Source organism: Mycobacterium sp. NGS68 (assembly GCF_059812195.1).
Window position 1 is genome coordinate 1 of the sequence record NZ_JCALCE010000048.1, and the last position, 18,894, is coordinate 18,894.

General features: G+C 70.4%; 17 protein-coding genes. 6 read left to right on the plus strand and 11 right to left on the minus strand.

From position 1 onward, the window contains the following. Positions 1-43: 43 nt before the first annotated feature. The 5 genes from eccCa to AC5Y5V_RS28840 all read right to left on the minus strand — a co-directional run bounded on the left by eccCa (position 44) and on the right by AC5Y5V_RS28840 (position 8,105). On the minus strand, positions 44-4,252 hold the full coding sequence (eccCa, locus tag AC5Y5V_RS28820; protein WP_499942088.1) for a type VII secretion protein EccCa: 4,209 nt from the start codon (positions 4,250-4,252) through the stop codon (positions 44-46). Beyond that, positions 4,249-5,766, minus strand: a complete 1,518-nt coding sequence (gene eccB, locus AC5Y5V_RS28825; RefSeq protein WP_499942091.1) for a type VII secretion protein EccB — start codon at positions 5,764-5,766, stop codon at positions 4,249-4,251. The genes eccCa and eccB overlap by 4 nt, the downstream gene beginning before the upstream one ends. Next, a complete protein-coding gene (locus tag AC5Y5V_RS28830; protein ID WP_499942093.1) occupies positions 5,759-6,256 on the minus strand; it encodes a hypothetical protein in 498 nt (165 codons plus the stop codon). Before AC5Y5V_RS28830 ends, eccB begins: the two co-directional genes overlap by 8 nt. Positions 6,257-6,328: 72 nt before the next feature. After that, positions 6,329-6,829, minus strand: coding sequence for a hypothetical protein (locus tag AC5Y5V_RS28835; protein WP_499942095.1), 501 nt, complete (start codon positions 6,827-6,829; stop codon positions 6,329-6,331). A 154-nt stretch (positions 6,830-6,983) separates the two neighbouring features. After that, positions 6,984-8,105 (minus strand): hypothetical protein, encoded by a 1,122-nt coding sequence (locus AC5Y5V_RS28840; RefSeq protein ID WP_499942097.1) that lies wholly within the window; start codon positions 8,103-8,105, stop codon positions 6,984-6,986. 274 nt (positions 8,106-8,379) lie between these two features. Here AC5Y5V_RS28840 and AC5Y5V_RS28845 point away from each other — a divergent pair, with 274 nt between their 5' ends. Next, positions 8,380-8,802, plus strand: a complete 423-nt coding sequence (locus AC5Y5V_RS28845) for a WhiB family transcriptional regulator (protein WP_499942101.1) — start codon at positions 8,380-8,382, stop codon at positions 8,800-8,802. Between the two features lie 20 nt (positions 8,803-8,822). Further along, the gene (locus AC5Y5V_RS28850; protein WP_499942104.1) at positions 8,823-9,560 is read left to right on the plus strand and encodes an SIMPL domain-containing protein; all 738 of its coding nucleotides are present in this window, start codon (positions 8,823-8,825) and stop codon (positions 9,558-9,560) included. Positions 9,561-9,785: 225 nt separating this feature from the next. On the opposite strand, the gene hpt is transcribed toward AC5Y5V_RS28850, so the two are convergent. From hpt to dacB, 4 genes are read right to left on the minus strand one after another with little or no spacing between them, the layout of a single operon-like run. Beyond that, positions 9,786-10,397 (minus strand): hypoxanthine phosphoribosyltransferase, encoded by a 612-nt coding sequence (hpt, locus tag AC5Y5V_RS28855; RefSeq protein WP_499942107.1) that lies wholly within the window; start codon positions 10,395-10,397, stop codon positions 9,786-9,788. A 53-nt stretch (positions 10,398-10,450) separates the two neighbouring features. Further along, positions 10,451-11,422 (minus strand): tRNA lysidine(34) synthetase TilS, encoded by a 972-nt coding sequence (tilS, locus tag AC5Y5V_RS28860; RefSeq protein WP_499942109.1) that lies wholly within the window; start codon positions 11,420-11,422, stop codon positions 10,451-10,453. Next, the gene (locus AC5Y5V_RS28865) at positions 11,401-12,456 is read right to left on the minus strand and encodes a zinc-dependent metalloprotease (RefSeq protein WP_499942111.1); all 1,056 of its coding nucleotides are present in this window, start codon (positions 12,454-12,456) and stop codon (positions 11,401-11,403) included. Before AC5Y5V_RS28865 ends, tilS begins: the two co-directional genes overlap by 22 nt. Continuing rightward, the gene (gene dacB / locus AC5Y5V_RS28870) at positions 12,453-13,835 is read right to left on the minus strand and encodes a D-alanyl-D-alanine carboxypeptidase/D-alanyl-D-alanine endopeptidase (RefSeq protein ID WP_499942113.1); all 1,383 of its coding nucleotides are present in this window, start codon (positions 13,833-13,835) and stop codon (positions 12,453-12,455) included. Before dacB ends, AC5Y5V_RS28865 begins: the two co-directional genes overlap by 4 nt. A gap of 106 nt (positions 13,836-13,941) precedes the next feature. On the opposite strand from dacB, the gene AC5Y5V_RS28875 reads away from it, so the two are divergent. Then, complete coding sequence (locus AC5Y5V_RS28875; RefSeq protein ID WP_499942115.1) at positions 13,942-14,430, plus strand: inorganic diphosphatase; 489 nt, start codon at positions 13,942-13,944, stop codon at positions 14,428-14,430. Here the strand turns inward: AC5Y5V_RS28875 and AC5Y5V_RS28880 are convergent. Then, positions 14,411-15,526, minus strand: coding sequence for a DUF475 domain-containing protein (locus tag AC5Y5V_RS28880; RefSeq protein WP_499942117.1), 1,116 nt, complete (start codon positions 15,524-15,526; stop codon positions 14,411-14,413). The genes AC5Y5V_RS28875 and AC5Y5V_RS28880 overlap by 20 nt on opposite strands. 33 nt (positions 15,527-15,559) lie before the next feature. Here AC5Y5V_RS28880 and AC5Y5V_RS28885 point away from each other — a divergent pair, with 33 nt between their 5' ends. The 3 genes from AC5Y5V_RS28885 to AC5Y5V_RS28895 are packed head-to-tail and all read left to right on the plus strand — an operon-like array spanning position 15,560 to position 17,946. Further along, a complete protein-coding gene (locus tag AC5Y5V_RS28885; protein WP_499942144.1) occupies positions 15,560-16,870 on the plus strand; it encodes a hypothetical protein in 1,311 nt (436 codons plus the stop codon). Between the two features lie 36 nt (positions 16,871-16,906). Further along, entirely contained in the window at positions 16,907-17,608 is a 702-nt protein-coding gene (ppgS, locus tag AC5Y5V_RS28890; RefSeq protein ID WP_499942119.1) for a polyprenyl-phospho-N-acetylgalactosaminyl synthase PpgS, read from the plus strand. Next, on the plus strand, positions 17,605-17,946 hold the full coding sequence (locus AC5Y5V_RS28895; protein ID WP_499942121.1) for a DUF2304 domain-containing protein: 342 nt from the start codon (positions 17,605-17,607) through the stop codon (positions 17,944-17,946). The genes ppgS and AC5Y5V_RS28895 overlap by 4 nt, the downstream gene beginning before the upstream one ends. Before the next feature lie 3 nt (positions 17,947-17,949). Here AC5Y5V_RS28895 and AC5Y5V_RS28900 read toward each other — a convergent pair whose 3' ends face one another. Further along, complete coding sequence (locus tag AC5Y5V_RS28900; RefSeq protein WP_499942123.1) at positions 17,950-18,894, minus strand: NAD-dependent epimerase/dehydratase family protein; 945 nt, start codon at positions 18,892-18,894, stop codon at positions 17,950-17,952.

Consider the following 18,894-nt stretch of genomic DNA (forward strand, 5'->3'; position numbering starts at 1 on the left):
CCCGTCAGCAACGAACCCCCACCCTTTTAACGAAGAGAGCGCGTCAGTCGCCCTGCTGAGCAACCGGCACCCAGCCCGCCTGGACGTAAGTGCCGGACTCGGCGGTGGTCATCAAGAAGCCCCGGCCGGTCGGCATCGGATGTCCGCGCCAGCGTGCCCGCACGTAGCCCTCGTCGGTGTCGGAGTCCATCACCAGCAGCGGCGCGTTGGCCTGCAGCATCGTGGACAGCAGCGGGTCGCTGGCCATGCTGCCGGCCCAACCGCCGAACTGCCGGGTGTAGATGATCCGCAGCCCGACGTCGGCGGCGGCATTGGCGGCGTCGACCAGCGGCCGGAGCGGCGCGTCGTAGCCGCGCGGCAGCAACTCGGCGTCGTCGACGATCAGGAAGATCTCCGGACCCGACCAGCGGTGCGCCAGGCTCTCCTCCACCGACAAACCCCGTTCTGGCAGCCGGTCGGCCAGCACGTGGGCGAGCTCGTCGGCCAGGGATCCCACCTCGTCGATGCGGTAGGTGAACCGTTCGAGGTACTCGCTGCCCAGCACCCGCAGCAACTGGCGGCCGGGGTTGACCAACCACACCTGGGCAGTGGGCCGATCCCCCGCCGGCGCAGCGATTTTGGATGCGCCGGGGGCGTACACGCGGCTGATCTCGTTCATGATCGTCGCGCAGGCGGTGGTGCGGCCACACTTGGCCCGGCCGGTGATCACCAGGTAGGGGTTGCGGGCCAGATCCATCGCCACGGGTGCCGCGAATTCATCCATGCCCCAGACGATTCCGGTCTTGCCCCGTTCGGCGGCCACCTTGCGCAGCGCCGGCAGCTCGATGCGGTCCGGCAGCCGGCGCACGGGCGGCGCCGAGCGGAACCGGGCGGCCAACCGCTGCACGGCGGCCACCACGCTGGCCGACTCGAACTCCGTCTCGGGCGTGCCGCGCAACGCCGGTCGGGCCATCATCGTGTGCAGCCCGACGGGGTCGGCGCCCAACCGGACGTAGTTCTGCGCGACCATGCCGCGGCCCGGCCGGCCCGCCGGAACCTTGGCGGCCAGCAGCGGCTTGATCAGCCGGGCATCGTCGGCGGCGGCCAGCTTGAGTTCGATCCGCGCCGGGAACAGCGAACGAACGGCCGGCGTGAGCTCGAGGTCGCGCGACACCGAAACGATCACGTGGATACCGAAGCTGCGGCCCTCCATGATCAGCTTGTTGACCTGGTCGACCAGGAACTCCTTGTTGCGCAACGTGGACGCCTGGCTGCTCAGCGCTCCGTAGTTGTCGACAACCAGGAACACGTCACCGAAGGGGTCGTCGGGAACCTGGCCCGGCGCGCCGCCGAACTTGCGACGACGGAACTCCTCGACCGAGGTCACCCCGCAGCGCGGGAAGCTGCGCTGCCGCTGCCCCAGCAGCTCCACCAGCTCGGCCAGGGTGCGCCGCAGGCCGTCCTCGTCCAGGCCGTAGGCCACACCGCCGACGTGCGGCAGCTCGGCGACGGTGCCCAGCGCTGGCGACGACAGCGCCAGGCAGTAGAACTGCACCTGCTCGGGGGTGTGGGTCATGGCCGCCGCGCAGATCAGCGATTGCAGGGTGGACGTCTTGCCGGACCCCTGCCCGCCGATGATCACCAGGTTGGACGCCTCGCCGGACGCGTCGACGATCAGCGGCTGCTGGTCGTGCTTGTAGGGCCGGTCGATCAGCCCCACCGCGAACACCAGGTCCGGGGCGGCGGCGTAGGAGGCGTCCCAGGGCCGGCCCAGCCGCATCTCCACGATTTTGTCGATGGTGGGCGGCTTGTCCAGCGGCGGCTGCCACAGCCGGTAGGGCTCGAAGTCGATCTGTTTCAGCTGGTCGATGATGACCCGCCCCACCTTCGGCTTGCGCAGGGCGTCGCCCGACTCGTCGTCGATACCGTCGGGATTGTCGTCGTCCGGCTCGAGCGCCGCCTCAGGGGGACGCGGCACCTCGACCGGTGCCGGCAGCGCGGCCAGCTCGGTGGTGAACAGTTGCGGCTCAACGTAATCGACGCCGACGGCGGCGTACTCGCTGACGTCGTCGGCCTCGTGACCGGGTTTGCGGTAGTCCCGCCACAGCGACTCGGTCTTGAACTTGGTCAGGTTCTCCGCGGCGCCCAGCCGCATATATCCCAGGCCCACCTCTCGCGGCAGGTTCACCGCGGCCGGCACCCCGGCCGCCGAGGCACTCGCGGCGGTGTTGGCACGCAGCACCAGCCGGTAACCGACGTTCTCCAAAAGCTTTTCGGCCCGGGTGTCGATGTCCTGGCTGGCCATCAGCAGGTGCACCCAGTACGAACGGCCCTGACGGCAGATCTGGTCGAGCACCTCCTGCGCGTCGGACTTGAGCCGGAAGAACTCCTTGAACTCGTCGAGCACCACCACCAGCGCCGGCAGCGGCGGCAACTCGACGCCCTTGCGGCTCTCGTCGGAGCGAATCAGGTTGTACTCGTAGGCGTCGTCGGCGCCGGCGGCGTTGCACACCTCCTTGCGTCGGGCGATCTCGCCCCACATCGCGTCGACGAACCGGTCGATCAGCGCCTGGTCGTCCTCGAGGTCGGTGATCACATGCGCGACGTGCGGGGTGTTCTCGAAGGGCTTGACGCCCGAACCGCCCTTACAGTCGGCCAGCACCATCTGGACGTTTTGCGGGGGGTGGCCCAGCATGATGGCCTCGATGACGGTGCGCAGCGCGGTCGTCTTGCCCGAGCCGGTCGTGCCCGACATCACCCCGTGCGGGCCGTCGCCGCCGGAGTTCATGTCCTTCATGTCCAGGACCAGCAGTTCGCCAGTGTCGGTGCGGTTGCCGAACGGGATGCGCAGCATCTCCGGGGAGTTGATGTCCGAACGCGGGCCCCACAGCTTCGCGAAGTCGATGTTCGCCGCATCGGCGATTCCGTAGTAGGACATGATGTCTCGCGGGCGCTGGCCCAGGGCGTCGTCGCTGCCGATCGCCTCGTAGGCCTCGGCGAGCCGCCAGCGCGTCATCTGCTGCGCGAACCGCTCGGCCTCGTCGCGACTGAGCTGGTCGGCGACCGCGAAGAACGTGCCCGCCTCCTCGAAGTGCGCCGCCCAGGTGGACGCGTCGCGGGGCACGGCCTCGATCACCCCGCGCTCGTCGATGCGCAGCTGCCTGGCCAGGCTCTGGCAGACCACCAGCCCGCCGCGCAGGTCGAAAAACGTCACCCCCGCAACGCCATTCGGTCCGGTCAGCCCGGACCAGCCGGCGCCGTCGATGTCGCTGATGATCACCGTGTGCGGGATCGGGTCGATCGGCTCGCGCTTGGCCGCGTGCCGGGCGGAGAAGGCACTGCGGCGGCGGAACACCCCGTCGTAGTGCGACTCGCCGAACTCCGCCACCGACGAGTACACCATCCGGACCGGTCCGGCGGCGTCCTCGTGCAGCGGGTCCCCGACGTGCGGCAGCCACTTCACCCAATCCCATTGCGCCGCATCGTCGGTCACCACCATCACCTGCAGGTGGTCGGGCCCGTGGAAGCACGTCAGCTGGCACACGATCGCGCGCATCAGCGCCAGCACCCGCGCCCGGTCACCGCTCAGCCCATAGCCCGGCTCCACCAGCAGCGAGATCAGCGCCGGAGTCCGGTAGGCCACGCTCTGGTAGCGGACGAACTCCTGCAGCACCTTGCCGGTCGCGGGTTCCAGTTCGACGTCGGTCGGCATGTCCTGGGGTTCGCTGAACGACACCGCGCCCGCCTCGGCCAAAGCGGTCATGCCCACCCCGACGCGGGCCACGCCGAACCAACTGTCCTTGCCGCCGGGGTTGCGCTCCCACATCCGCGGCCCGCCCACCAACGCCTCCAGCGTCGATGCCGCCGGGTGGTACCAGCGGTAATTCTGGTCCATGTCGTCGGCGGCGCGGCCCACCCGCTCCCGCATCTCGTCGATCACCAGCAGGAACCGGGCCCGCAGCGCGTCCATCTTGCCGCGCGACATGTGCTGACCCCCGCCGCCCATGCGGCCGCCGAACATCATCATCACGACGGTGCCGATGGTGAAGATCGGGAACAGCGCGAAGCTGCCGTTGTAGGTGCGCGCGCCGCTGGCGAAGGAGACGACCACCATGCCCAGCACCAGGCCCACCGCGCCGATGCCGAGCACGACGATCCACCACGGCTTACCTTCCGGCGGCGGCACTTTCAGCGGCGTCGGCAGCGCCACCGGCTCGGGTTTGATCTCGGTGGGCGGCGGAACGGCTTCGCTGCGGGCAAATCCCAGCTTCATCGGGGCCTCTCCAGTTCTCCGGGATTCAGGTCCACCGGCAGCGTGTCATGGCGGACCATCGCATCGTCGCGGGACAGCATCGGCCCGGCGGCCAGCAGCCGCAGCACCGCCCAGGGCGCGGGGCTCGGCTGGGTGGACAGGCCCAGCGCACGGGCGGATTCCTGATCGTGGGCGATGCCGAACCGCACGCCCGACTCCGAAACCCACCACCACGACTCGCTGGTCGCCGCCGTCGGATCGTTGCCGGTGCTGACGACGAAGTTCGCGTAGTCCTTGCCGAAGAACACCCGGTCCGCCTGCCAGCCCGACTTGTCGGCCTTGACCATCGCCACCACCTTGTCGGCGTGCGCGGCCGGGACCGGGATCGTGGCCGCCGAGACCACCGACGTCACCGCCCGCGGCTCCCCGGGCGTCTTCTGCCACCACCAGCAGGTCGCCGGATTCGCCTGGGTGTCCACCAGGCGCAGCGGCTGGTCCGGGTAGACCGACGTGTCGACGGCGTTGACCGCGGGCATCGCCGCGAGCGCGGGGCCGGCGACGGTCTGCATCGCCGAGCCGCTGGCGTTGGTCAGGATCTGCGCCACCACCGGCGACACCGTCTGCACCCCGTTGGTGAGCACCACCGAGTACGTGGTGGCACCACCCACCTGCGGGGTCACCAGCACCGTCCCGACGGGTCCGGGCGCGTTGGGGAACCCGGCGGGCTGCCCGGCGGCCGGAATCACCGGCACCGTCAACGCCGACCCGACGGGGATCGCGTCGAACAGCGCGCGGCTCATCGGGCGCGCCGTGGCGACCGCATCGGTGGGCACGCCCAGCGCCAGCAGCACGGGGCGCTGGCTGACGTCGACCCGTGAGCGGCGGCCGTCGCGGATCAGCCACACGTCGTTGCCGTAGCGCAGCAACAGCGCGTCCGGCTTGTCCAGCACGCGGCGGTGCTCCCCCAGCTCGGGCTGGCCGTCGATCACCGTCACCGTCACCGGTTCGGGCGCGCCGGCGCCGAACGCCTTGGTCACCGAGTCGCAGACCAGCCACGACACGTGCTGCGGGGTGGTCGCCGACAGGTCGTTCGGTGCGCCCGGGATGCCGACGAGCGCGCCCCGCGGCCGCGACTCGATCTCGCTGCGACGCACCCGCACCGGGTTTTCCGCGCGTCCCGTGATCAGCCGCGCCGACGCCAAATTCAGCACGGGATACAGGGTTTGGCCGACCCGCACGTACAGGGCGCCGGACGACTGGTCGGCGATGATCGCCGACTCGCCGACGGACCCGGCCGGCTTGACGTAGGACCAGAACAGCGCACCCAGGCACAGCACCACGGTCAGCGTGATCGACGCCAGGATCGCCATCGACTGGCGGCGGCCCGGTTCGGACTCCATGCGCACGCGGCGGCGGGTCAGCCCGAGCGCGGCGCGGCGGCCCATGAACTGGTGCGCGGTCACCTGAACCCGCGACGCCAGGCCGAGGCCGCGGCCCAGCCGGCGCCGGTCCTCGAGTCGTTGGTGCTCAGCCACCGTGCACCCGCCGGTAGTCTGCGGCGAGCTGCTGCAGGCGCCGCGCGAGCACGCGGTTGGACGCCTGGGTGTCGGCGATCTGGCTCTGCATGGCGGCCAGCCGATCGTCCATGCGCGACACCAGCAGGCGAACCCCGGCTGCCGACGCGCTGGTGGGCGTGATGGCGCTGGCCTGGGCGCGCGCGGTTTCCATGGCGGCGGTCGCGCTGGCGTGGCCGCGGCGCACTTCGTCACGGCCGACGTCGGCGATGCCGTCGGCGTAGGCGTCGAGTTGGCTCAGGCCGGCGCGGCCGCGCCGGTACCGCTCGGCGGCGTCGTTCACGGTCGTCGCCAGGGCCGTGCGGGTCGCGGCGTCGGGGGGCACCGGCAGTTGCACGCCGTCGTCGCCGTCGTTGTGGCCGGGCCAGCCGCTCGCCGCCGCGAACAGGCCCCGCCCGGCACCCAGGACACGGTCGACGTACGCCGTATATGCGTTGATGGAGCCAGCCACCCGACCAACTTAACGGGTGTCGACCTGCGTCAACCACACCGAAAGTCGCGGACTCTTAATGCCGAGCGCTGGCTACTCGGGAGTGACCTGCGCGAGCTCCTGCGCGCTGCGGCGGATTCGCGCGGCGGCCTGAAGCATCCGCGCCCGGCTGTCCCGAAGCTGGCCTTGCATGGCCGCCAGGCGCTCGTCCATCGTCGAGACCAGCAGTCCCAGCCCGTCGGATTCGTCGCTGGCCGGCGCGATCGCCGCGGCCTGCGAGCGCGCGGACCCGCGGATCGCCATCGCCGCCTCGCGGCCGCGCTGCGCCTCGGCGGCCGCCTCCCTCACCGCCTGCGTGAGCGCCTCGTTGAGGGCGGCTATCCGGGCGTCGGCCCGCCGGTAACCGGCGGTGGCGCCGTCCAGCGCTCCGCCGAGCCCGCCACCCGAACCGCCATTGTCGGGCGGCGGCGGCGCATGCGGGGAGGGCTCCACCACACCGTCGGGCAGGGGCGCCCCGGAACCGTCGGGGAAGAGCGCGCAACTGGCCGTCAACAGCAGGTCCACCTGTCTGAGGTAGCCGTTGACGCCGCTCATGCGGCAAGGATAAACCTGCGGCCCGATTATTGGTGACTATCGAATCGAGCGCGTGCTCGGCGCGGGCGGCGGAACGCTCCTACGACGCACAGTTCCACAGCCGCTTCCTGCGCGAGGCCGACCTGGCCAGCGACGTTGGATCACCCCAACATCGTCACCGGAAGGACAGCTCCGGCGGCGTGGTCGTCATATCCGCTGTGCCGGAAAGGAACTTCGTGACGGTGCCCGTCTTGGTCGTCGCGTTGGTGGTCCTGACCATGATCGGGATCTTGACCTCGCCGAAGAACCGCAACTGCACGCGATAGGGATCGAAGTTGTCCATCTTGACCTCGCTCAGGTCGGCGGGCCCCCACTCGGCGGTGCCGTCAACCAGCCCGGACGGGTTCAGGTGGACCGGGCAACCCGGCGGTGCCAGCAGGTTGGACTTCTGGCAGTTGGACATCGCCGCGGTCAGCTGCGCGTTCGCCGCGTCGCGGCCCGCGTCCGACATCGCGTAGGTGGCATCCATCCAGCGCCCGGTGCTCGAAAGCTGATCCAGCAGCATGGGTTTGGTAGTCACACTGATGTATGGGTTGGTGCTGCCGACGTCCATCCACCCGGGAAACACGTAGGCCGCGCCGTCGCCGACCGGCTTGCCGAAGAGCGTCATCGTCTTCGCGGCGGCGTTCGACGACGAACCGGGGCTGGCCGACACCTTGATCGCCGCCATGGTGAGCTTCCACTGGCCGTGGTCCTTCTTCACCTCGAGGTTGGTGTCGGAGACCTTGTCGCCGAAGTTGGCGACCACATGCACCATGGCGAAGCCGATCGAAGCGGCCCCAGCCCGGTCGGTCGAATCATCCTTGAGGATCCTGATGTTGGTGATCGGCCATTGCGCCAGCTGCGTGCGCAGGATGTCGTCGGTGAGCAGCGCCTTGCTGGCGGGCAGGTCATTGCTGTAGGACAACGCGGCCGCGGCGTCACCGCGCGCCAGAGCCTCCAGGTAGCCCTTGACGGCGTCGCCGGCCGTGCCGTCGGACCCTGTGATCGCCCCACCGATCGCGCTGACGATGAAAACGATTGCCGCGATGGCGATCACGCCGCCGCCGATCGCCAGGCTGACGTACAGCGGCTTGCGGTTCTTGGGCGCCTGGGGCGGCGTTGCCCAGGGCGCCGGCGGCGTCGGTGGCGCCATCGGCGGCGGTGCCATCGTCGGCGTCGGAATCGGGCCCGCCCATGGGGCCGCCCAGGGATCGATCCCCCCGCCCCGGTACTGCCCACCCGACCAGTCCGTCACGTCAACCTCCCTGCAGTGTGCTGTCTTGCGGCGACGTTAACGACGGCCACGGGCTTGTGCAGCGGCCATCGGGAGCTGATATTTACCGGGCGAACCGGTAAATATCGGTGAAGCTCTGAGGTGTCCGATTGGCCTCAACCTGGTAGGACCCCTAGATACCCCGTGCGCAATCCCGGCAAGTGCTGTTATAGTCACCGGTAATTACCGGTAAATACCGATTCCTGACCGCGATGCGATGAATGCAGCTTCGTTCCACCGAAAGGACACCGACACCATGACCAGCGCAGAACAAGCCGCCCGCCTCGGCCCCAGCGACTTCCAGCACCTGCTGACCGTCGGCGGGCGCCTCTTCGAAACCGAGGCCACGACGCCCTGCCGCGAAGAGACCACCCGGCCCGACGGGCGCGACCTCTGGTTCTCCCCGTTCCGCGACCGCGAGCAGGCCGCCCGGATGTGCCTGGACTGCCCCTTCCTGGGCCGCTGCGGCTACAACGCCGTCGTCAGCCGCGCTACCCACGGCGTGTGGGGCGGACACATCCTGCCCGGCGACAAGCCGGGCGAGCTCGAACCCATCTACGCGAGCATGCTGGCGCAGTTCGAGGCCCGCAAAGACGTCGAGCTCGGTCACGCGCCGGCGCCCAAGATGCCCAGCGCCAGCCCGCGCCGCCGGGCGCGCCCCGACACCACGGCGGCCTAGACGCCGCTAGGGTGCGTGGCATGTCGACCCCACGCACCCTCGTCCGCAGGTCGATCGCGGTGCTCGCCGCCGGCCTGGCCCTGGTCACCCTGTCGGCGTGCGATTCGCACAATGCGCCTCCGCCCGGGGCCAATCCCCGCCAGGTGACCGTGTTCGGGTCGGGGAAGGTGCAGGGCGTCCCGGACACGCTGACCGCCGACGTCGCGATCGAGTTCATCGCCCCGGATGCCACCAGCGCGATGAACCAGACCAGCGGCCGGCAGAAGGCGGTGGTCGACGCGCTGGTGGGAGCCGGATTGGACCGCAAGGACATCCGCACCACCCAGGTAAGCCTGGAGCCGCGCTACAGCAATCCGGGGCCGTCGGGCACCGCGACCATCACCGGCTACCGCGCCAGCAACGGGCTCGAGGTGAAGATCCACCCGACCGACGCGGCGTCGAAGCTGCTGGCCGTGATCGTCGACACCGGCGGCGACGCCACCCGGATCAGTTCGGTCCGGTATTCGATCGCCGACGACTCGCAACTGGTCAGGGACGCGCGGGCGCGCGCGTTCGACGACGCCAAGAGCCGCGCCGAGCAGTACGCGCAGCTGTCGGGCCTGCGGCTGGGCAAGGTGCTGTCGATCTCGGAGGGCACCGGCGCCGCGCCGGTCACCGGCGCCCCGGCCCCGCCGCGCGCGATGGCCGCGCCGGTGCCGGTCGAGCCCGGCCAGCAGACGGTGAGCTTCTCGGTGACGGCGGTCTGGGAGCTGCAGTAGCGGCGCCGGGGCGCGCCGTCGCCGAGACTTAAGCCACGGCGAGCATCGTCGGCGTGTCGTCGCCGCAGGTTAAGTGTCGCGATCGGCACCAAGCGGCTGGGTCCCATCTGTCACTCTGTTCACGGCTGGAAGGCATATGCCGAGATCTCGTGACGCCGCCGGCCAGCACGGCGTGTCGGCGTACATCTGCGCACGTTCGCGGGCAACCGACGCCGCCCCCTGCAACTAGATCTGGTAGACCCGCGGGTCCAGGGTCCCGATGTAGGGCAGGTCGCGGTAGCGCTCGTCGTAATCGAGGCCGTAGCCCACGACAAAATCGTTGGGAATATCGAAGCCGACGTAGGTGATTTCGGCGTTGGCGCCGAGTGCGTCGGGCTTGCGCAGTAGCGTGCACACCCGCAGGGAGCGCGGGTGCCGGGTGGTCAGGTTCCGCAGCAGCCACGACAGGGTCAGGCCCGAGTCGACGACGTCCTCCACGATCAGCACGTCGCGATCATGGATGTCGCGGTCCAGGTCCTTGAGGATCCGCACCACGCCCGACGACGACGTCGACGACCCGTAGGAGCTGACGGCCATGAACTCGAACTGCGTGGGCAGCGGAATCGCACGGGCCAGGTCGGTGACAAAGATCACCGCGCCCTTGAGCACGGTGATCAGCAGCAGATCCTGGCCGGTCTCGGCGGCCAAGTCGCGGTAGTCGCTGCCGATCTGGGCGCCGAGTTCCGCGATGCGGGCCTGAATCTGCTCCTCGGTGAGCAGCAGGGACTTGATATCTCCCGGATACAGCTCCGGGGTCTGTCCGGGGGTGATCGCCGAGGAGATCTGGGCCACGACCACAGCGTGCCACGCCGACGGGCGAACAACCAACGCGAGTGCCGATTTTCATGTTTTCAGACCGGCTCGCGGCGCAGGGTCAGCTCGCCGTCGTGCCGGCCGGCCACCAAACGCTCACCGCGCAGCGGGGAGCCGACGGCCACCCCGCCCTGCCCCCGCCAGGCCGTGACGAGCGTGTCCACGCCGCGGATCTGCTTGTCGGTCAGCCCCGTCGCGCCGCCGGCCAGCAGCCAGCCGCGGATCACCCGTCGTCGCACCGGGTCGGGCAGTCCGGCGAGCTCAGCAGCCCGTAACCCCGCCCCGGCACGCACGGCGGGCAAAGCCTCCGCGGCCAGCTTGTCGATCAGCTCGGTGTCCTCGCGCAGCGCGACGGCGGTCCGCGCCAGCGCCTCGGCGACCCCGCCGCCCAGCACGTCTTCCAGCAGCGGCAGCACCTCGGCGCGCAACCGGGCGCGGGTGAAGCGGCGGTCGGCGTTGTGCGGGTCCCGCCAAGGCGTCAGGCCCAGTTCGGTGCACGCGGCGTGCGTGACGCTGCGCCGCACCCCCAGCAACGGCCGGCACCACGGCGGATCGTGCGGGCGCATCCCGGCGATCGAGCGCGCCCCCGAGCCGCGGCCCAGGCCCAGCAACACCGTCTCGGCCTGGTCGTCCAGTGTGTGGCCCAGCAGCACCGGACCGTCGCGCCAGGCGTTCAGCGCGGCGTAGCGCACGGCCCGGGCCGCCGCCTCCGGTCCGGCCTTCGACGAGCCGTCCACCTGCACGCGGACGACCTGCGCGTCGACGCAGCCCAGCGACAGGGCCTGCGCGCGTGCGGTGTCGGCGACGGCGGCCGATTCCGGTTGCAGGCCGTGGTCGACGATCACCGCCGTCGTGGGACGCAACGTCGCCGCGACGGCGGTCAGGGCCAACGAGTCCGGGCCGCCGGACAGCGCGACGCACCACGGGTCCGCGAAGACGTCGGACAGATACGACCCGGCGAACGCCGCGACGGCCGCGCGCAGCTGCCCTACAGCACCCGGTCGATCCACCGCTGCGGCTCCTCGATCTCGTCCGGCAGCGGCAACGTCTCGGGCCCCGACCAGACGGCGTTGAACCGCTGCATCCCGACCCGGTCCACCACGTGATCGACGAACGCCTTGCCACGGGTGTACTGGCTGAGCTTGGCGTCGATGCCCAACAGCGCGCGCAGCAGGCGCTGCAGCGGCGGTTGCTTGCGGTGGCGGCGCTCGTCGAACCGGTTGCGGATGGTCGCCACCGACGGCACCACCACCGGCCCGACGGCGTCCATCACGTGGTCGGCGTGGCCTTCCAGCAGGGTGCCCAGCACCAGCAGCTGGTCCAGGGCCTTGCGCTGCGGCTCGGACTGCACGGCGCGGACCAGGCCCAGGATGCCCGACGCGCTGGGGTCCGACGAGCCGTCCCCGCGGTGGCGGACGAACTCGGCCAGCCGGCCCAACACCTGCCCCATGTCCTCGCCGGCGTCCTGGGTGATCAGGCCCAGCGACTCCGACATGTAACCGGCCAGCCAGGGATTAGCGGTGAACTGGACGCGGTGGGTCACCTCGTGCAGGCACACCCACAGCCGGAAGTCCGACGGCGAGACGCGCAGTTGCCGCTCGACGGCGATGACGTTCGGATACACCAGCAGCAGTGCGCCCTGCCCGTCGGCGAACGGGTCGTACTGGCCGAGGATGCCCGACGACACGAACGCCAGCACCGCGCCCGTCTGGGCGCCGGTCAGCCGGCCGGTCCACAGGCCGCGCGGCTTCTCGGTTCCGTTCGTCATCACCCGCATCGACTCGGCGGCCGCACGCACCCAGTCCTTGCGGTCGACGATGCGGGCCGCCGGCACGTCGCCCTTGTCGAAGCCGCTGGTGATCAGGCCGGTGACGTCGCGCACCGGCGGCTCGGCCTTGGCGGCGGCGCCGGTCAGCTCGTCGATGGCCTGGCGGCGGGTGTACTCGGTGGACGGCGGCCCCGGCCGGGCCAGCCGCTGGCCGACTGTGGCGGCGAACTGCCAGTCGACGGCGGTCCCGATGGTCAGGTCAGACGATGGCGTCACACGCACCCACAGGTCCACAGCTTGGTGGCCAGCGCGTCCATCACGTTGCGGCCGTTGGGGCCCGCGGCGTTGGAGATGAACGCGAACGTCAGCACCCGCCCGGCGCTGTCGGTGAGCACGCCGACGAGCGCGTTGATCGCGGTCAGCGAGCCGGTCTTGGCGCGCAGCCAGCCGGCCGGGCCCAGGTTGGTGGCCATGTCCAGGAAGCGGTCGGACAGCGTGCCGCTGCCCCCGGCGATGGGCAGCAGATCCAGCAGCGCCCGCAGCGACGGCTGGTCCGGCCCGGCCGCCGCCTGCACCACGCCGTCGAGCGTCCTGGCCGTCAGGCGGTCGTCGACCGACAACCCGCTGGAATCCGCCAGCGCGACGCCGCCGGTCTCCACGTGCGCGGTGCTCAACCGGTTGGTCACCGCGTCGACCGCGCCGGCGAAGCTCTGCGGCCGGTTGATGGCGGCGGCCACCTCGCGGCCGATGCATTCGGCCATCACGTTGTCGGAGTGGTCCATCATCTGGGACAGCCGGGTGATCAACGGCGCGGACTGGACCAGGGCCAACTGACGCGCGCCCGTCGGCGCCGTCGCGATGGTGACCGCGGCGGGGTCCAGGCCGAGGGCCTTGGCCAGCTCCCGCCCGGCGTCCAGCGCCGGGGTCGTCGACCGCCGCGAGTTGACGGTGGTCGGCTGGATGCGTCCGGCGTCGATCATCACCGACTCGATCGGGGCGATGTCGCCGTTGCCGATGTCACCCGCGTCCCAGCCGGGCGCCATCGTCGGGCCGCTGAACGCGTGGGTGTCCACCTGGACCGACGTCGGCGTCATGCCGCTGCGCCGCACCTGCTCGACCAGGTCGCTGATGCGGCCCGCGCCCCGGTACCAGGTGTCGGTGCCGGGCGGCGCGGCCGACAGCGTCGGATCCCCCGCGCCCACCAGCACCACCGGGCCCTGGGCGTTCTGGCTGCCGGCCACCACCCGCGTGCTGATGCGGGCCTGGCGGTCCAGCGTGAGCAGCGCCGCCGCCGCGGTGAGCACCTTGTTGGTCGACGCCGGCACCAGCGGCACCTCGCCGGCCACCTGCCACAGCTCCTTGCCGGTCATGGCGTCGGTGATCCGGCCCCCCAATTTCCCCAGGTTGGGGTCGGCCGCGATCGGCGCCAACGCGGCCGCAACCCCCGCGGGGCTCGGCATGGCGGCGGTGTCGGCCACCGGGACCATGCCCGGCTTGACCGTCGGCGGCCGCGGTGGCGGCACGGGCGGATGCGCACCACTGGCCCCGTGCCCGGTGGTGAAGTACGCCGCGGCACCCACGACGGCGGCGACAAACGCCAGCACGGCCACCGTGACCAATGCATAGGTGGATTTCCGCCAGCGAGTAGGACTCATCGCTCTCCTGACTGTTCTCGCCCCATTCTGCCGAACCGGCCGCCAGACGCTCGACTAGGGTGGATCCGCTACGCAACTGACCTATCGCATCTGAGGAGCCGAGACGGTGCAATTCGACGTGACCATCGAAATTCCGAAAGGCCAGCGCAACAAGTACGAGGTCGATCACGCGACGGGCCGCGTGAAGCTGGACCGCTACCTGTACACCCCGATGGCGTACCCCACCGACTACGGCTTCATCGAGGACACGCTGGGCGAGGACGGCGACCCGTTGGACGCGCTGGTGCTGCTGCCCGAGCCGCTGTTCCCCGGCGTGCTGGTGGAGGCGCGGCCGGTGGGCATGTTCCGGATGGTCGACGAGCACGGCGGCGACGACAAGGTGCTGTGCGTGCCGGCCGGTGACCACCGCTGGGAACACATCCAGGACATCGACAACGTCCCGTCGTTCGAGCTGGAAGCGATCAAGCACTTCTTCGTCCACTACAAGGACCTGGAGCCGGGCAAGTTCGTCAAGGCCGCCGACTGGGTGGGCCGCGAGGAGGCCGAGGCCGAGGTGCTGCGGTCGGTGGAGCGGTTCAAGGCTTCCGGGCACTGACCAGCTCGGGCTCGGCCCGGGCCCGCGCCTGCGCCTGGCGGCGATTGCGCCACAGGCTGGCGCCGAAGGCCGCCGCGATGACGGTGACCCCGATCGACGCGGTGACCTCCTCGGGGATATCGATGGTGGGCTTGATGTCCACCAGCATGATCACGCCGAGCGCGCCGATCGCCCAGTGCGCGCCGTGCTCCAGGTACACGTAGCGGTCCAGCTTCTCCTGGCGGACCAGGTAGATGGTGATCGACCGGACGAACACCGCGCCCACCAATCCGAGACCCAGCATCATGATGATCGGATCCTCGGTGATCGCAAAGGCGCCGGTGACGCCGTCGAACGAGAAGGCGGCGTCCAGCACCTCCAGGTAGAGGAACAACGACAGCGCGGCCTTGCCGACCGCGGGCGCCGGGCTCGCCGCGTCGTCCTCGGGGTCCGACGGCCGGAACGCCCGGCTCAATCCGTTGACCACCAGGTACGTCATCATGCCCAGCAGGCCGGCCGTGAGCACCGTCACGCGTACCTCGCTGGTGGTTGTCGCGAACTGAGCGACCAGCAGCAGCGCCGACGCCGCGACCACCACCGACATCCGGCCGATCCGGCCGATGCGGGCGAACGGGATCTCGATCCACTTGAGCCACTTGATGTCCCGGTCGTCCAAGACGAAATCCAGAAAGAGCAGCAGCAGGAACACGCCGCCGAACGCCGAGATCTGCGGGTCGGCCAGCAGGATCAGCTTCTGATAGCTGGGCGAGCCGTCCGGGAATTCCAGGGCGCCGTGCGCCGGCGGGTGCAGCGCGAGGTGCAGCGCGCGGACCGGGTCGAGGCCCGCGGTCACCCAGACGATGGCCAGCGGGAACAGCAGCCGCATGCCGAACACCGCGATCAGGATCCCGACCGTCAGGAACACCTGCTGCCAGCGCGGGCTCATCCGCCGCAGGATGGAGGCGTTGACGATCGCGTTGTCGAACGACAGCGACACCTCGAGGATGCCCAGCACCGCCAGCAGAAACAGCGCCTTGAGGCCGCCGTGACAGTAGCCGAGAACCAGGGCGACCGCAGTGAGGAGCAGCGAGAAGCCGAACGTGCGGAGTGCGGTCATGAATCCTTCCGGGACGAGTCGACGTGTCGACCCCTGTATTTTCTCCTCTGTGGCGGTGCATGTGCTCGGTCGGCCGGGAATACCGCCGCAGTGAGCGACCTGAGCGCGGGTCCGGTAACGCGCGGCAGCGTGGCCCGGGTCGGCGCCGCGACCGCGGTCACCGCGCTGTGTGGCTACGCGGTGATCTATCTGGCCGCCCGCAACCTGGCGCCCGGCGGCTTCTCCGTGTTCGGCGTGTTCTGGGGCGCGTTCGGGCTGGTCACCGGCGCCGCCAACGGCCTGCTGCAGGAGACCACCCGGGAGATTCGCTCCACGCTCTACCTGCCCGCGCTGCCCGATCCCGACCGGCCGCGGACCCACCCGCTGCGCATCGCCGCGATGGTCGGCGCGGCGACGGCGGTCGTGATCGCCGGCAGCTCGCCGCTGTGGAGCGGGCGGGTATTCGTCGAGGAGCGCTGGCTGTCGGTGGCGCTGCTCAGCATCGGCCTGGCCGGATTCTGCGTGCACGCCACCCTGCTGGGCATGCTGGCCGGCACCAACCGGTGGACCCCGTACGGCGCGCTGATGGTGACCGACGCGGTGATCCGGGTGGGCATCGCCGCGGCCACGTTCGTGATCGGCTGGGGCCTGACCGGATTCCTCTGGGCAACCGTGGCCGGCGCGGTGGCGTGGCTGCTGATGCTGGTGGCGTCGCCGTCGACGCGCGCGGCGGCGCGCCTGCTCGCGCCCGGCACCGCCGTGACCTTCCTGCGCGGGGCCGCGCATTCGATCACCGCGGCGGGCGCCAGCGCGATCCTGGTCATGGGGTTTCCGGTGCTGTTGAAGCTCACCAGCACCGAGCTGGGGGCCGCGGGCGGCGTGGTGATCCTGGCAGTGACGTTGACCCGCGCCCCGCTGCTGGTGCCGTTGACGGCGATGCAGGGCAACCTGATCGCCCATTTCGTCGACCAGCGCAGCAACCGGCTGCGGGCGCTGGTCGCGCCGGCCGCCATCGTCGGGGGCGTCGGCGCGTTCGGGGTGCTGGCGGCCGGCGTGGTGGGCCCGTGGTTGCTGCGGGTCGGCTTCGGGACGCAGTACGTGGCCAGCAGCGCGCTGCTGGCCTGGCTGACGGCGGCCGCGGTGGCGATCGCCGTGCTGACGCTCACGGGCGCCGCCGCGGTGGCGGCTGCGCTGCATCGGGCCTACGCGCTGGGCTGGGTCGGGGCGACGGTCGCGTCGGCGATGCTGCTGGCGCTGCCCCTGCCGCTGCAGACCCGCACCGTCGTCGGGCTGTTGTGCGGACCGCTGGTGGGAATCGGTGTCCATCTGATTGCACTGGCGCGCGTCGGGCGTGTAGCGGGCTGATGCGGTCAGCCCAGACGTGTACCTTGTGGTGCATAAATGGTGACTGAAACGCATTACCCCGACGTCTGGATCGTCGTTCCCGCATTCAACGAAGCCGCCGTCATCGGTGAGGTCATCGCCGATCTGCGCTCGGTGTTCGACCATGTCGTCTGTGTGGACGACGGCAGCAGCGACGGCACCGGCGAGATCGCCGCGCGTGCCGGCGCCCACCTGGTGCGCCATCCGATCAACGTCGGCCAGGGCGCGGCCATCCAGACCGGCGTGGAGTACGCCCGCAGGCAGCCGGGTGCGCGCGTGTTCGCCACGTTCGACGCCGACGGTCAGCACCGGGTCAAGGACCTGGCCGTCATGGTGGAGCGCTTGGAGTCTGGCGATGCCGACATCGTCATCGGCACGCGGTTCGGGGGTTCGGACGCGAGCCGGCCGCCGTTCGTGAAGCGGATCGTGCTGCGCACCGCCGCCAAGCTGAGCCGGCGTGGCCGGCGGCTGGGCCTGACCGACACCAACAACGGCCTGCGGGTGTTCAACAAGAAGGTGGCCGACGCGCTGGACATCACCATGAGCGGGATGAGCCACGCCAACGAGATCGTCATGCTGATCGCCGAGCACAACTGGCGCGTGGTTGAGGAACCCGTCGAAGTGCTGTACACCGAGTACTCGAAGTCGAAGGGACAACCCCTCCTCAACGGCGTCAACATCATTTTCGACGGGTTTTTGCGAGGAAGGATGCCCAGGTGAACTGGATCCAGGTTTTGTTGATCGGTTCGATCATGGCGCTGCTGGTCTATCTGCTGCGGTCGCGGCGCAACGCCCGGTCCCGCGCCTGGGTCAAGGTCGGCTACGTGTTGTTCGTGTTCGCCGGCATCTACGCCGTACTGCGGCCCTACGACACCACCGTGGTGGCCCACTGGTTCGGGATCGGCCGCGGCACCGACCTGATGCTCTACGCGCTGGTCATGGCGTTCAGCTTCACCACGCTGAGCACGTACATGCGGTTCAAGGACCTAGAGCTGCGCTACGCGCGGCTGGCCCGCGCCGTCGCGATCGAGGGCGCGCAGCCACCGCAGGAGGGCTGAGCGCTAGCCGGCGTGCAGCCGCCGGAAGTAGTCGACCGTCCGGCGGACGCCTTCGTCGAGCGGGACCTGCGGCCGCCAGCCCAGAACGCGTTCGGCCAGACCGATGTCCAGGCAGGAGCGCTTCAGGTCGCCCAGCCGCGGCGGATGGAACTCCGGATCGTCGGGTCCCCCGACGGCCGCCGCCACCACGGTGTGCAGTTGCCGATCCGAGGTCTCGATGCCGGTGCCGATGTTGAACCGCTGCCCGCCGCCGGCTTCCCCCGAAGCCCGCACGAACGCGTCCACCACGTCGCCGACGAACACGTAGTCGCGGGTGTTGCTGCCGTCGCCGAACACCTTGGTGGTCTTCCCCGACAGCAGCGCCTGCGCGAAGATCGCCACCACGCCCGCCTCGCCGTGCGGGTCCTGGCGCGGGCCGTACACGTTGGCGGGCGCGATGTGCGAGCAGTCCAGGCCGTAGAGGTGGCGGAACGTGTTCAGGTAGATCTCGCCGGCCACCTTGCCGGCCGCGTACGGCGACGCGGGGTCGGTGGGCACGTTTTCGCTGGTCGGGAACTGCGTCGGCGTGCCGTAGATGGACCCACCCGACGACGTGTGCACGACCTTGCGGACGCCGTTGCTGCGGGCCGCCTCGGCGAGGCGGACGGTGCCGATGACGTTGACCGACGCATCGAACTGCGGGTTGGCCACCGAACGCCGGACGTCGATCTGGGCGGCCAGGTGGAACACCACCTCGGGCTGGTGTTCGCCGAGGATGGCGTCCAGGTCCGAGGTAACGATGTCCGCCTCGACAAAGACGTGCGCGGGGTTGTCGGCCAGATGCTCGATGTTGGTGGCTCGGCCGGTGGCGAAATTGTCCAGGCCGACCACGGTGTGGCCGTCCGCCAGCAGGCGATCGACCAACGTCGACCCGATGAATCCGGCTGCTCCGGTGACCAGTGCGCGCAC

Coding starts and splice junctions, on each gene's coding strand:
- eccCa (WP_499942088.1), bottom strand. CDS start 4,252: ATGAAGCTGGGATTTGCCCGCAGCGAAGCCGTTCCGCCGCCCACCGAG.
- AC5Y5V_RS28835 (WP_499942095.1), bottom strand. CDS start 6,829: ATGAGCGGCGTCAACGGCTACCTCAGACAGGTGGACCTGCTGTTGACG.
- AC5Y5V_RS28845 (WP_499942101.1), top strand. CDS start 8,380: ATGACCAGCGCAGAACAAGCCGCCCGCCTCGGCCCCAGCGACTTCCAG.
- AC5Y5V_RS28850 (WP_499942104.1), top strand. CDS start 8,823: ATGTCGACCCCACGCACCCTCGTCCGCAGGTCGATCGCGGTGCTCGCC.
- dacB (WP_499942113.1), bottom strand. CDS start 13,835: ATGAGTCCTACTCGCTGGCGGAAATCCACCTATGCATTGGTCACGGTG.
- AC5Y5V_RS28880 (WP_499942117.1), bottom strand. CDS start 15,526: ATGACCGCACTCCGCACGTTCGGCTTCTCGCTGCTCCTCACTGCGGTC.
- ppgS (WP_499942119.1), top strand. CDS start 16,907: ATGGTGACTGAAACGCATTACCCCGACGTCTGGATCGTCGTTCCCGCA.